This is a genomic window from Rhodococcus sp. NPDC056506, assembly GCF_042794945.1.
Classification (GTDB): Bacteria; Actinomycetota; Actinomycetes; order Mycobacteriales; family Mycobacteriaceae; genus Rhodococcus_F.
This window is the reverse complement of sequence record NZ_JBHTSW010000030.1, coordinates 54,059-67,371: the sequence shown is the minus strand read 5'-3', so window position 1 is coordinate 67,371 and position 13,313 is coordinate 54,059. Positions and strand designations below refer to the sequence as shown.

Sequence of the window (13,313 nt, the reverse complement as noted above, 5' to 3'; positions counted from 1 at the left end):
GTTTTTTTTTATAAGACACACAAACTTCTCCAGCTGTTCGTCGACGGCCCCCGGCGTGTTTTTTCGGGCGGGGCGCCGTCATTTCACGCGCACGATAGCGTGGTCGTGTGGCCGATCAATTTGCGCTGGTACCAGCGGTGTACGTGATGTTCTGTCGAAGCAACCTGGCACAACGCCCGGAGGTGCTGTTGCAATTGCGCGAGGGCACGGGATTCATGGACGGATACTGGGCTCACGCGGCTGCGGGACACGTCGAACTGGGGGAGTCGGCACTCGACGCTGCCATTCGGGAGGCTGCGGAAGAAATTGGCGTTGAGTTGCTTTCCTCGGAACTGAAACCGCTGACCGTGTTGCATCGCCGTCACGCGGCAGGGATTGAACCAGTGGATCATCGAGTGGACTTCTTCTACGAATGCCGTACGTGGTCGGGTGAACCACGCCGGATGGAGCCGTTGAAATCTGCAGATCTGCGGTGGTGGCCGGTTGACGAACTCCCGGAGAAGCTGGTCGACCACGAGCGTTTCGTGATCGAAGCCCATCACGCCGGTCAGCTCGCACCCATCCACAGCTACGGCTTCTGACCGGGTGAGTATCTGATTCAGGCTTCGCTCGCAACGATGACCGGGCAGTGTGCTTTTCGAATCATCGCACTGCTCGTCGTGCCGAGACCGGCGTCGTCGAACGAGCCTCGACCACGCCGACCTACGACGAGAAGCCTTGCCTCGGTGGAGAGTTGTTCCAGAATCGCTACCGAAGGGCCGTCGAATTCGATCTGACGGATGGTGACGCCAGGGTAGAGCGAGGCCCAACCTGACAGTTGCCACGTCAGCGGCGTCGGGTGCTGGGGCGCGTGCCCGGATGCGAAGTCTCGACGCAGCTCGGCTTCGGGCGAGGCAGCATGTACGACGACAAGTTCGGTGTTCACTGCGTCCGCTTCCTTGAATGCGATTGCCAAAGCGCTTTCGCTGTAGGCGCTTCCGTCCAAACCGACGACAACCGGCAAGGCTGCCGCAGCGCTGCTTTCACGCGGTGTTCCGACTCTTGCGAACGAACATGTCGGTCCAGGTGCGGCGGGATCGTCCTGTGGTGCGACGATCAAGGCGGCCTCGGACGTCAACGCGGTGAGGATTGCGGTGTTCTCCCCGGAGATCAGATCGGTCCGGATCCGAAGATCTGGCGACACCGACTCGGCGATCTGAATGGCTTCCATGAACAGGCCGGTCGGTGACGCCGAGGTGTTCGGATCGGCGGTGAACGGGGCTACGAAAACTATTCGCATCCAGAGACTGTGGCGATGCGCGAACTCGGCCGCCCACGTGATCACGTCGGGGCGCAGCGGGGATCCGTCGATGCACACGACCACCGCTCCGTCCGCGGACCACTCCGAGGTGATGAGGTCAGTCGATAGTTCGGGCTTCATCGTGAACTCCTCGAGCTGTGTCTGTTGAATGCGAACTAGCTTGCAGGACAGTGCCGAACAGCAATCCTGAGACGACTATCGAGCACGCGGCAGTCGTCAGGGGCAACCACACGAGCGTCGTGACAGCGAACATGAGCACAAGCACCGGGGCGAGAAGATGGCCGGGTTTCGCTCGGCGTTCGTGTTGCTGCTTTTCTGCCCAGGCTCGGTACTTCGTGCCGTCATTCATGTTGTTTCACCTTGGTGTTTACCTCGGAAACCGACTTGTGGCCAAGCAGTCCGACGTGCGCTTCGTCGCGCATTCTCTCGACCATGTGGGGGTAGTGCAGTTCGAATGCGGGCCGCTCACTGCGGATTCGGGGGAGTTCGGTGAAGTTGTGTCGCGGTGGCGGGCAGGACGTCGCCCATTCGAGCGAGTTTCCGAACCCCCAGGGATCGTCGACGGTCACAATTCGGCCGTAGCGGTAGCTCTTGAAAACATTCCAGATGAACGGAATCGTCGAGGCTCCGAGCACAAACGCGCCGATGGTCGAGATCGTGTTGAGAAGAGTGAAATTGTCCGACGGCAGGTAGTCCGCGTACCGCCGAGGCATACCCTGGGCGCCGAGCCAATGCTGGACGAGAAATGTTGCGTGAAAGCCGATCAGGGTCAACCAAAAGTGGATCTTGGCGAGCTTCTCGTCCAACATCCGGCCGGTCATTTTCGGGAACCAGAAATAGATTCCGGCGTATGTCGCGAAGGCGATCGTTCCGAAGAGGACGTAATGGAAGTGTGCGACGACGAAGTACGAGTCGGTGACATGAAAGTCCAAGGGCGGGCTGGCAAGAATCACGCCGGAGAGTCCGCCGAACAAGAATGTGACCAGGAAGCCGACGGAGAACAGCATGGGCGATTCGAAGGTCAACTGCCCCTTCCACATCGTTCCGATCCAGTTGAAGAACTTGACTCCGGTGGGAACTGCGATCAGGAAGGTCATGAACGAGAAGTACGGGAGGAGAACGGCGCCGGTTGCGTACATGTGGTGTGCCCACACCGCGATCGACAGTGCCGCAATTCCCAGCGTTGCGTAGACCAACCCGGTATATCCGAAGATCGGCTTGCGGCTGAAGACGGGGAAGATCTCCGAGACTATGCCGAAGAAGGGCAGCGCCAGAATGTAGACCTCGGGATGGCCGAAGAACCAGAACAGGTGCTGCCACAACATGACTCCACCGGTGGCGGGGTCGAACAGGTGCGCACCCAGATGACGATCCACCCACAGCCCGATCAAGGCGGCAGCGAGCAGCGGAAAAACGAGGAGAATCAGCATGCTGGCGACCAGCGCATTCCACGTGAAGATCGGCATGCGGAACATCGTCATCCCAGGGGCACGCAGGCAGACGATCGTCGACACGATGTTGACTGCGCCGAGAATGGTGCCGACGCCGCCGAGCGTGAGACCGATGATCCACAGGTCGGCGCCCATGCCGGGGGAGTGGAGTTCGCTGGTGAGCGGCACGTAAGCGGTCCAGCCGAAATCTGCCGCACCGCCAGGTGTTACGAATCCGGCGGAGGCGATCAGGCCGCCGAAGAGATAGAGCCAGTAGCTGAATGCGTTGAGTCGCGGGAAACACACATCCGGCGACCCGATCTGCAGTGGCATGAGGTAGTTGGCGAATCCGAAGAAGACCGGGGTCGCGTACAGCAGGAGCATGATCGTTCCGTGCATGGTGAACAACTGGTTGTACTGCTCGTTGGACAGGAATTGCATTCCCGGAACGGTCAATTCCATGCGCATGAGTAGCGCCATCAGTCCGCCGATCAAGAAGAAGGCAAACGATGTCACGATGTACATCAGGCCGATCATCTTGTGATCGGTGGTCCTGAGGATCTCGACCAGTTTCGAACCCTTCGGAGCGGTTCGGGGAATCGCATCGGCGTGCGTATCGACCTCACCTACCGGCCGGGGTGCTAGATCAACCACGACGGCCGCCTACGAGAATCGACGTGACGAAATACCGAGAATGCCTGGGACTGTGGAACATAACGCAATGATCGTGGCGACCGGGAACTCGGACGAGGGGAAAAGGTCCCTAGGATCGGAACAGAGGCATGGCGTAGATCACGTGGTCCGGTACGGTCGAGAGAGTTGTCTTCACGGGCGGAAAGAAAGCGAGATCGTCATGGCGTGTCGCATCAGTGAACTGGTGCTCGGTTGCCGGGAACCCGAGGTGCTGGGCCGGTTCTGGTGCGAGGTCCTGGACTTCGTCGTGCTCGATCGAATGGACGACGGTTCGTTGGAGATCGGCCCACGCGAAGGCTTTGGCGGTCCACAGCCGACGATCATCCTCAGTCGCAGAGACGAACCGGAGAAGGGTAAGCCTCGCCTGCATATTGACGTCAACGCTACCGATCGCGATCAGGAGGCCGAACTCGAACGACTACTGGGTCTCGGTGCGCGCCCGGCTGACATCGGCCAGACAGGGCAGGAGCAGTGGCATGTCCTAGCGGACCCAGAAGGTAATGAGTTTTGTCTGCTGAAGGCTCGACTATCTCCGCTCTGACGCTCAACGATCGTGACTCGGTAACAGGCTCGGCCTTCGGCTCAGCGGAACGCGCCACACCAACTCGGTGACACCGTTCTCGCTGGTGATGTTGCTCGAGCCTCCGCACTGACGAGCGCGGGTCGCAAGGTTGTCGAGACCGTGGATTCTGGTTGCCTGGTCGATACCCACACCGTCGTCGACGATGCTGATGACAAGCTCCTCGGTGGCACGGATGGTGACGTCGATGGCATCGGCATGGGCATGTCGCAGAGCATTGCTCAAGCCTTCGCGCACAACGGCTTCGGCGTGCGGGGCTAGTCGAGCCGGGACGGAACTGTCGATGGTTCCCTCGAAAGTGACGCTGGGAGTGATCGGCGAGTGGCCGGACAGGCCGTTGACGGCGTCGAGGAGTCGCCGCCGTAGGCTTGTGGGAGTGGACATCTCGCTCGTGTGGAGGTCGAAGACTGCGGTGCGAATTTCGCGGACCGTCCGGTCGAGTTGATCGACAGAGGTGTCCAAAACGGTTCGAACGGTGGCCTCGTCGCCTGGACGTTGAAGTACTCCCTGCAAACTCAATCCGGTGGCGAACAACTGTTGAATGACGTGGTCGTGGAGGTCACGCGCGATGCGGTCACGATCTTCGAGCACGTCGATCAGTCTTTCCTTTCGTTGCTGTTCAGCGAATTCGACAGTGACAGAGGCGATGTCTGCCATTGCCGTCAATTGCTCGATCTCCTCTGTTCCCCACGGGCGGTCGCTGCGGCGTGACGCGAAGAGAACGCCGCCGCCGAACGAGGTTCCGGAGAGGGGGAGTGCGATCACAGATTCGTCACCGGAAACATTCAGTGCCGGAACGGGACTGCCCTGTGGTGCAGAGATCGGTCGCCGGCTGCGCGCTGCGTCGTCGATCACGGTCCCGGACAGATTGACGGCAGAGCCGGTCGCGGCGAAAGGCTGGGAATCGGCAATATCTGCGACGTGGACTACTGGCTCTCTGCCCAGGTCGTAGCGAACGACGCACACCAGATTTCCATCCGTGAGATGCCTTGTCGTCCGAACCAGTTCGGCCAGCGTCTCGTCGCGCGATCCGCCACTGAGAAGACGTGCATTGACGGCGGCGACTGCCTTGAGCCAGGCCTCCCGCGTCCGGGATTCCTCGAACAGGCGCGCGTTGTCGATGGCGATGCTCGCAGCGTTTGCCAGTATCTGGAGTACTGCCTCGTCGCGATCGTCGAATGCAGCCCGGTCCGAGCTGTCCGCGAGGTAGATGCTTCCGAACACCTCTCCCCTGACAAAGATCGGAACGCCGAGAAACGTGTCCATCGGTGGGTGATTGGTCGGAAACCCTGCCGAGGACGGATGCGAGGAGATGTGGTCGGTTCGAACCGGGCAGGGTTCCTGAACGACCAGGCCCAGCAGTCCGTGCCCTTCGGGAAGGTGCCCGATCTTGGCAACCTGACCCTGATCCAAACCCGAGTGGATGAATCGCGACAAGCGCCCGTCGGGCGACTTCACGCCGAGCGCTCCGTAGTCCGCTTCGAGGAGATGACGCGCGACGTCGACTATCTGTTGCAGGGTTTCGTCGAGCTGGAGGGTGGATCCGACAGTCAACACGGCGCTCAGCAGTTTGGGAATCGCACTCGGGTTCAGGGCAGCCAGCTCGGCGCTTCCAGCGATATCGCCGAATAGGCTGAGCATGAGAGCGTCGCGGCTACCTGGCATGGTGCGTGCCCGTGGTCGCGGAGAAGGGCGAGCCTGACGGCGTCAGCAGGTGAGTAGTCGCCTGGCCCGAAGGATCCGGGTGAGAAGTGCCTGCGCGAAGCTTTGTTGCCAAGACTGCAGCCTGCGTTCGGCGTTCGAGGCCCAGTTTCTCGAGGATGCGTGAGACGTAGTTCTTGACTGTCTTCTCCGAGAGCTCTGCGTGCGTGCTGATCTCTCGATTGCTCAGTCCCTTGCCGATCAACTCGAAGATCAATAGTTCCTGATCGGTCAACAGGGCCGCCGCAGTACCCGATTCCTGCTCGGATCGGATGCGCCGCACCAAACCGATCACCGCCTGCGTATTCAACAGCGATTTGCCGGTAGCAACTGTACGGATCGCCGAAACGAGGTCATGGCCGCGAATGTTCTTGAGGACGAATCCACGTGCGCCGGCGATCAGGGCGTCGAGGAGGGCATCGTCGTCGGAGTAGGACGTGAGCATCAACGTCGCCGCGTTCGGATAGGTCGACGCCAGTTCTCGGCACAGTTCAACACCGTTGCCGTCGGGAAGCCTGACGTCCATGACAACCACGTCGGGTCGGCATTCGGGTATCCCGACCGAGGCTTCGCGAACACACGACGCCTCGCCCACGACGTTGAATCCCGATACCTGATTCAACAGGTCTGCCAATCCACGACGGACGATCTCGTGGTCGTCGACCAGATAGATGCCGATCGTCACGGTGGTCACCTCTTCCAGCTCACGCCTGTCGTCGATGTTACCGGACGGTAATGTCCCGACAGGATCGGGTTGTCCGACCGATGGCCGACAAAAAACCCGCGTCGAAGGGTGCGAGACCGAGTCTCGATTGCACAGAGCCAAAGGTCCCGACCGTCACGAGATCTGAATCACCCCGATCTCGTGAGGTAGCGGGTGTGCGCTGAATGTGATTGTGCCGGTGTCTGTTCGATCCGCTCAGTCGACGGGAGCGAGTTCGACGGAGACGTAGACACCCTTGCCTTTTCGATGTGCGAGTGCCTCGCCGGGGCGATCGATACCGTCCAGTTGGAGAACGATCGGACCATGTTCCGGATAGAAATTGCGCCACCAACTCTTCTTGTCCGGCATGGCAACCCCGATCGTCACATGGTCGCCTTTTCGTTTGTAGGACACGGGCGCGCTGAAGGTGCGACCGGACTTGCGGCCGACGTAGGTGATGACGGTCATCGAACGGCCGAGTAGTTTGCCTACGATCGGAGCGCCGATCAGCGGTTGGACCACTACGTTCACGGCGGCGGATACACGTTGGAAAGTGTTCACGAGAAGCCCTTTCGCGACGAATGTTGCACGAATTCGAATCCTGCACGGAAATGGTGCGTGCAGTAGTTCTATCCTGCTCGACCGGGATTGTCGCGTGGGCAGAAATTGGTACAAACCGGTGTGCCGAAGCGAGTAGCGTGGGGTACGTCGAGGGTCATTCGAATATGCGCGGTCAAGCCATGTCGTCCTCGACGCCAACCCGGTCTGTGGTCGAACGGCCGAGAACTGGAGCGCCTGTATGGCGTCGAACCCGTCCGATGTGTCGAATGCACGAGGGCAATCCGAGTCGACTGACGCGGATCAGGAAACGCCGTCGATCTGCCCGGCGTGTCAGCACAGTATGGAATCCCACGATCCGCTCGGAGTTCGCTTCTGCGCAGTGACTGCCGACCGCGGTCTCGATCGAAAGTGCATCTGCGCTGCAGATCGCGAGGAGATGCAGCACTATTCGCGCTACTGAGGCGCATCCTGCATCCCAATCGAAGACGCACCGACCTGCAGTCGCCGACAGTGCTGGATGCCCCGAACCCGCCCTCGTCTATCGACGATCAGCACGTGGTGGTGATGTGTGCGTAGTGCACCTTTACCTGTACAACGTGCAGGGCTGCAATGTGTATGTGCGCTGCCCGCCGCGCTCAGAGGTGACCGGATAGACCGCCGGTCGCGGTGTGTGCTCGCTTCGCCGAACGACTACCTGCTCCAACGCTGCCGTGCTTACTCGATCAGATCCACCTCCCAGTTCGTTCGTTGAATCTGTGTATCGACCTCACGAATCTCGCGGGCGAGGTCGTCCGCGATTGCCCGAAGTTCGGTGACGGGAACTGCCGCGACATAGACCAATTCTGATCGGAGTTGACGACCGTAACCTCGCTCTTCGCGCCCGGACGCGGCGTCCGCAGCGGCATTGACTGCAGAGTGTCTCAGGCGCAGCACATCTCGATGGGCGAGTGCATCTGTGACAGTGCCGTTTCCGAGGATTGCCTGCGCATTGGTTCGATTGATCGCGCGCATCAACCGTTCGAGTTCGCTCAGAGTTGACGTCAGCTCTTCGAGAAGGACGGCAGCGTCTTCGGCGGGAATTTCTCCCTCCTGGTGGCGTGCATTGTCGACGATCCGCTCGCGCAAGTGCGCAACCTTGCGAGTGGTGTCACTGCGTAGCGCGAGTGCCTCTGCCAGTTTCATGGATGAAGCTCCTGCTCTGACCTGAATCGGGAACTCCAAGCTAGCACTCGGTTGACCACCTGGGTCGGATTCCATTGTCTTGCTGCGTTCTTCCCAGTTCAGCATTCGAATCATCTTGGAGACAGCTGGTACTGCGTGTCCGCTGGGGCTGCCACACCGAACTCGTAAGCAATGGGCTTCACCCCAACAAATTAAGGGTGTGGCGATGTTCGATGAAGCGATGAAGTCGGTGGAGCACGCTGCGCACGGTCTCGGGTCGACGGAGCGGGCGAGGCATACGATGGTCCGCCGTCGATCTCGCGGTTCAGGCGAGATAGTCGCCCCGAGACGAGTTTGAGCGCGCCTTTCCCTATTTGTTCGTCTTCGGGAGGCCAGGCGGATTGACCAGTGATTTGTCCACTGCTTCGTTGGTGATCTTCCAGCGCTCGAGGACCTGAGCGTACGTGCCGTTTTCGATCAGATGATCGATTGCCTCACTGATCGGCTGAACCAATCCGTTGTCCTTCTTTACCAATACACCGATCTGGCCCAACGCAGCCTCTCCAGCGCCGGAGAACTGACCGATCACTTCGTTCTCACCGGTCTGGGCGGCGTGGAACTGGGATGACGGGTTCGGGCCGAAGTATGCGTCGATTCGACCCGACGAGAGGGGAAGGTAGTAGTCAGTGGTCTTCTGGTACACGGTGATTTCAGCGGGAGCCAGACCGGCCGCCACGTTGTCCTCGTTCCACTTCACCAGCAACGCTTCCTGATTGGTGGCGGCGCCGACACCGACCTTCAGCCCGGCGATGTCCCGCGGCTTGTCGAGCGAGATGTTCTTGTCTTTCCTGACCTCGAAAGCGAGAGTGTCGAGGCGGTACGTCGCGAAATCGTACTTCTCCTTGCGTTCCTCGGTGACCGTCACGTTCGAGACGAATGCATCAGCATCTCCCGAATCGATCCGCACCGAATTCTGCGCCCAATCCGCAACCTGAAGATCGATTTTCAGCCCGAGCACCTCGGCAATCAAGTACGCGAAGTCGGTCTCGGAACCGATGACTGTCTTGTCGTCGTCGGCGTAGAAGCGTAAGGGAGGGGCGGTTCCGGCATTGCCGGTGATGCGGATCGTGCCGCGGTCTCGGAACTCCTGAGGGACCTTAGCTGCGATCGAATCAACCTTCTCGGTGGTGATTCGGTTCTGCTCGGACGACAAGTTTATGCCGGATGTTGTTGCACCGGAGTGCTGCTCAGTCAATTGTTCATCTGGGCTTCCGCAAGCGGCACCCAGGAGGGCAACTGTGGCCAGGGTAGCGATCAACAGCGTCGCGGAGCGAGGGCGGGTGAACATGAGGTTCCTTCCACAAAGAGGTTTAGTCGAAACAGGCTGATGTGTTGACGAAGTGCGAGCTAGCTCTTCCAGGTATCCACGAAGTCCACCGAGTAGAGATCGGCCTGGATACGCAAGTCGTGAACTGCGGGAGTCGTCGCGAAGATCAACGAGGAGGCGTGCAACGGGATCGCCAATGCCTGATCGGCAATCAACTCCTGAATCTCTTTCAACACGCCGTTCCTCGCATCTACGTCTACGGTTCGAGATTGTTTGATCAGCAACGTATTCAGCTCAGGCGTCGAGGCGATGCCTTTGGTCGAGCCGAGAGTGGGGCTGAACACCAGCAGTACGTCACCGTCTGCACGCAAACTCTGGAAGTAGATCGATTCCCATGTGCCATCGGTTCGTGCAGTGTTGTCCTCGGCAGTCGAGCGAGGTTGCAAGTTCACCGCGACGCCGATGTCACGCAGCTGAGACTGGATCAGTTCGAACTGCGATTGTGGGAGGTGGTTGCGGTACGCCAACTCCACGGTCAACTTCTCACCGCCCTTCGTGCGAAGTCCGTCACCGCCGACTGTCCATCCACTGGCTTCCAGTAGCGACTTCGCACCCTCCGGGTCATACGTGTAGTCGGACGAGAGATCGGTGTACCCAGGCGCTTTCACCGACAGGATGCTTCGTGCAATCTCGTCACTGGGCGTGTAAGTGGTGTCGATGATCTGTTGGGTATCGATGCCCTTCACCAACGCACGCCGCACGTTCAGGTCCGCGAGCACTGGCGCAAACGTGGGGTTGAGCAAGAGCGAATCGTTGATGCCGGCAGCTATTGACGGAATGACAGTGAGTCCGGAGGCCTGTGTGCGATCGACGTCTGTGCTCGGAATGTCGATCGCGGCGTCCAGTTGCCCTGACGTCAAGCCACCGATCCGCACCGAGGACTCGGGGACGACCAAAAAGGTGATCGAATCCAGATATGCCTCTCCCTTGTTCTTGTTGAGTGAAGATCCCCAGCGATAGCCGTCGCGTCGAGCGAGAACGACCTTCGCATTGGTCTCCAGTTCCTTCTGCACGAACGGCCCCGAGGCGATAACGCCCTGCGCGCAGCGTTCTTCGGGCGTCTTCTTCAAGGATTCCGGAGCGATGATGGCGAGTGTGTCGGAGCGTGCGGCTTGAAGGAAACCCGCTGACGGTTCCGAGAAATTGAGTGCGACAGTGGAAGCGTCGAGTACCTCCGCTCCAGTGAAGTTTGCAAGATGTGACTTCGCAGTGGTCGCGAAGCCACTGTCTCCCAGTCTCTTCTGGCTTTCGAAGTTGTCCGCGACAACCTGCGCATCCAGACGCTCGCCGTTGCTGAAGGTCACGCCGTCCTGGAGAGCGAAGACGAATCGTCGACCGTCGTTCTGGACCTCCCAGGACGTCGCCAACCAAGGCACGATCTCCCCGGTGTCCAGGTTCTGGTCGACGAGTTTGTCGTACAGGGGATGGAACGCAGTAGCGGTCTGACCGTTCAACGTCTTGTCGATGCACGGTGGAAAAGTATTGATCGCAAAGGTCAGATCGCCCCCGGAAGTGGGTTCGGAGTCGGCGCTCGCAGCTGGTGTTGCAGTGCTGCAACCCGTCGCAACTGCAAGCGTCGACGCCAGGATGGCGACTCGGATCTGTATGGATGAAAACCGCGACGTCGTCATGGACCGAGTTCCGTTCATCGTGTGGAAGTGCGAGTGGAATCGAAGATGTGGGACCGCAGGGTCGTGCCGGTGTATTCGCGCCGGAACACGCCCCGCTTTTGCAGCAGTGGCACAACAGAACTGGTGAAGTCGTCAAGCCCTCTGGGGAAGTGCGTCGCGGTGAGGATGAAGCCGTCGGCCGCTCCTGATTCGAAGAGGTGGGTCAACTCGTCGGCTACCTCCTGCGGCGAGCCGACTATTTCGGGAGTGAGATCATTGCGCGCGAACAACTCTGCGGTTTCGGCGATGGTGAGATTTCGGGATTCGATCAGGCGTGCCAATCGACGTGAGGGGCCCTTACCGCGGTTGAGGACCTCGGCAATCGGAGTGGTCGGATCGAACTGCGACAAGTCGAGCCCTGCGGAGTGGGAGACCCACTCGATTGCTGCATCCGGATGGATAAGGGATCGCAGATACTCCTGCCGTTCCTTCGCGATGCTCGACGTCTCGCCGACTATCGGTTGCACAGCGGCGACGAGGCGGACCGAATCAGGGTCGCGTCCGGCCTCTTCCGCGTAGCCGCGAATTGCCGTGCGCTTCGCCCGAAGATCTTCTTCCAACGGGTCGATCGCAAAGACCAGATCAGCCCACCGCCCACCGAACTCGCGCCCTCTGGCGGATTCACCCGCCTGGATGAAGACCGGCCGGCCTTGAGGTGATTGCGGCAGGGTGAGTGGTCCCTGTACCGACAGGTACTTGCCCTTGTAATCGGCGGCATGAATCTTGCTCGTATCTGCGTAGATTCCGCTGTCGCGATCAGCCAGAACCGCATCTTCTTCCCACGACGACCAAAGTGCGGTGGTTGCTTCGAGGACCTCGTCTCCGCGTTCGTACAGCTCCTCTCGGGGCAGTCGGTCGACCTCGGGGAAGTTGTCGTTCGCGGGGCCAGGTGCCGTCATGACGATGTTCCATGCTGCGCGTCCGCCGCTGAGTATGTCGAGGCTGCCGAGGGTCCTCGCCAAGTTGTACGGACTGTTGAAACTAGCCGAAAGCGTCACGCCGAGACCAATTCGTTTCGTCGCGCCGGCCACGACCGCCGCAAGTTGCGTCGGATCATGTTGAAAGCCGGTCAGCAGACCGTATTTGGTGTGGCCGTCGACATAGTGCACGCGCTCAGGTATCAGTATCAGATCGAATTTTGCTCGTTCGGCCGCCTGTGCGTATCGCTCGTACAACTGTCTGTCCTCGAAGGAATTCTCCGAGTAGGAATGTCGCCACATTCCTGCACTGTGCATGCTCGGGAACACCATGTAGGCGCCGAGGATCATCTGTCGTGTCATCGCTTCTCTGGATTCCTTGGTGTGTGATGGATGCGAGTGGAGACGGGTCGTTCAGGGTCGGCGCTCCACCCCGACCACGATGCGATGTAGACCGCGGAACTGATGCCGATCGCGGCCAGCGCCAGTGCATTGTGCGAAGCGGCAACTCCGCCGCCGCAATAGGACACGACGTGTGTATCGTTCTCGATCCCGAACTGACGGAAGTGCTCTCGCAGCTCGGCGTCGGGAAGCAGAAAACCGCTTTCGTCCAGTACATCGAGAGCAGGTGCTGATACTGCTCCGGAAATGTGGCCTTGAAAGTGGAAACTGCTCGGACTGCGAGAATCGAGCAAGACGCCGGTCGTTGCCGCGCGCGTGGCATCGTCTGCGTCGGCCGGCGATACTTCTACCGAACGAATCGGCGCGTTGGCTATCGGACCGTCCGCGTCTGTCTGCCGCTCGATCGCAGACATCCACGCCGCCACTCCGCCGTCCAGATAGCGCACCGACCTTCCCGCCCAGTGCAAAGTGAACCACGCACGCGCGGCCAGCAGCGGGCCGTCGGGACTGTAGACGACGATGTCTGCGTCGGCCCCTATGTGTCGATCTGTGAGAGTCTTCGTGAGGATGTCGAGATCAGGCAAGGGGCGATCTCCGCGAGTTCCACCACCTTCGCCTTGAAAGTCCCTGATCGACAAAGTGACATGATTTGGTGAACTCACGATCTCGGATGCACTCGTTGTCTGTTCGCGCACAACTGTGATGACGACCGGTGCCTGGCCCAACCGAATCAATCTGAAAAGTTCGTGGGCGGATACGATCACCGAGTCTCGCTCGCCGCCCTCTGTCGAGGTCATGAAAGATACTT

The 13,313-nt window shown here is 59.9% G+C and carries 13 protein-coding genes; 3 read left to right on the top strand and 10 right to left on the bottom strand.

The window, feature by feature from the left end; genetic code table 11:
• The first annotated feature begins 107 nt into the window (after window positions 1-107).
• Window positions 108-581 carry an NUDIX domain-containing protein gene (locus ACFQ6H_RS21515; protein ID WP_378648473.1) on the top strand — a complete coding sequence of 158 codons (474 nt, stop codon included), beginning with the start codon at window positions 108-110 and terminating at the stop codon, window positions 579-581.
• A 17-nt stretch (window positions 582-598) separates the two neighbouring features.
• On the opposite strand, the gene ACFQ6H_RS21510 is transcribed toward ACFQ6H_RS21515, so the two are convergent.
• Together ACFQ6H_RS21510 and ctaD are read right to left on the bottom strand one after the other, a co-directional pair.
• On the bottom strand, window positions 599-1,420 hold the full coding sequence (locus ACFQ6H_RS21510; RefSeq protein ID WP_378635175.1) for a universal stress protein: 822 nt from the start codon (window positions 1,418-1,420) through the stop codon (window positions 599-601).
• 221 nt (window positions 1,421-1,641) lie between these two features.
• Window positions 1,642-3,384 (bottom strand): cytochrome c oxidase subunit I, encoded by a 1,743-nt coding sequence (gene ctaD / locus ACFQ6H_RS21505; RefSeq protein ID WP_378648471.1) that lies wholly within the window; start codon window positions 3,382-3,384, stop codon window positions 1,642-1,644.
• 199 nt (window positions 3,385-3,583) lie between these two features.
• Between ctaD and ACFQ6H_RS21500 the strand changes: the two genes are divergently transcribed.
• The gene (locus ACFQ6H_RS21500; RefSeq protein WP_378535699.1) at window positions 3,584-3,964 is read left to right on the top strand and encodes a VOC family protein; all 381 of its coding nucleotides are present in this window, start codon (window positions 3,584-3,586) and stop codon (window positions 3,962-3,964) included.
• 3 nt (window positions 3,965-3,967) lie between these two features.
• Here the strand turns inward: ACFQ6H_RS21500 and ACFQ6H_RS21495 are convergent, their stop codons facing one another.
• The 3 genes from ACFQ6H_RS21495 to ACFQ6H_RS21485 form a co-directional block, all read right to left on the bottom strand.
• Window positions 3,968-5,644 (bottom strand): GAF domain-containing protein, encoded by a 1,677-nt coding sequence (locus tag ACFQ6H_RS21495; protein ID WP_378535701.1) that lies wholly within the window; start codon window positions 5,642-5,644, stop codon window positions 3,968-3,970.
• A 13-nt stretch (window positions 5,645-5,657) separates the two neighbouring features.
• A complete protein-coding gene (locus ACFQ6H_RS21490) occupies window positions 5,658-6,389 on the bottom strand; it encodes a response regulator (RefSeq protein WP_378535703.1) in 732 nt (243 codons plus the stop codon).
• 234 nt (window positions 6,390-6,623) lie between these two features.
• Entirely contained in the window at window positions 6,624-6,968 is a 345-nt protein-coding gene (locus tag ACFQ6H_RS21485; protein WP_378535705.1) for a hypothetical protein, read from the bottom strand.
• A gap of 238 nt (window positions 6,969-7,206) precedes the next feature.
• Between ACFQ6H_RS21485 and ACFQ6H_RS21480 the strand changes: the two genes are divergently transcribed.
• Window positions 7,207-7,428 (top strand): RGCVC family protein, encoded by a 222-nt coding sequence (locus ACFQ6H_RS21480; RefSeq protein ID WP_378535707.1) that lies wholly within the window; start codon window positions 7,207-7,209, stop codon window positions 7,426-7,428.
• Window positions 7,429-7,682: 254 nt separating this feature from the next.
• Here ACFQ6H_RS21480 and ACFQ6H_RS21475 read toward each other — a convergent pair whose 3' ends face one another.
• The 5 genes from ACFQ6H_RS21475 to ACFQ6H_RS21455 form a co-directional block, all read right to left on the bottom strand.
• On the bottom strand, window positions 7,683-8,150 hold the full coding sequence (locus ACFQ6H_RS21475; protein ID WP_378535709.1) for a DIP1984 family protein: 468 nt from the start codon (window positions 8,148-8,150) through the stop codon (window positions 7,683-7,685).
• Between the two features lie 349 nt (window positions 8,151-8,499).
• Window positions 8,500-9,477 carry an ABC transporter substrate-binding protein gene (locus tag ACFQ6H_RS21470; protein ID WP_378648469.1) on the bottom strand — a complete coding sequence of 326 codons (978 nt, stop codon included), beginning with the start codon at window positions 9,475-9,477 and terminating at the stop codon, window positions 8,500-8,502.
• A 59-nt stretch (window positions 9,478-9,536) separates the two neighbouring features.
• Window positions 9,537-11,147: an ABC transporter substrate-binding protein gene (locus ACFQ6H_RS21465; RefSeq protein ID WP_378535713.1), complete on the bottom strand. Its 1,611-nt coding sequence runs from the start codon at window positions 11,145-11,147 to the stop codon at window positions 9,537-9,539.
• A 14-nt stretch (window positions 11,148-11,161) separates the two neighbouring features.
• Window positions 11,162-12,466: an NtaA/DmoA family FMN-dependent monooxygenase gene (locus ACFQ6H_RS21460; RefSeq protein WP_378648467.1), complete on the bottom strand. Its 1,305-nt coding sequence runs from the start codon at window positions 12,464-12,466 to the stop codon at window positions 11,162-11,164.
• Complete coding sequence (locus tag ACFQ6H_RS21455; protein ID WP_378648465.1) at window positions 12,463-13,302, bottom strand: sulfurtransferase; 840 nt, start codon at window positions 13,300-13,302, stop codon at window positions 12,463-12,465. Before ACFQ6H_RS21455 ends, ACFQ6H_RS21460 begins: the two co-directional genes overlap by 4 nt.
• Between the last annotated feature and the right edge of the window lie 11 nt (window positions 13,303-13,313).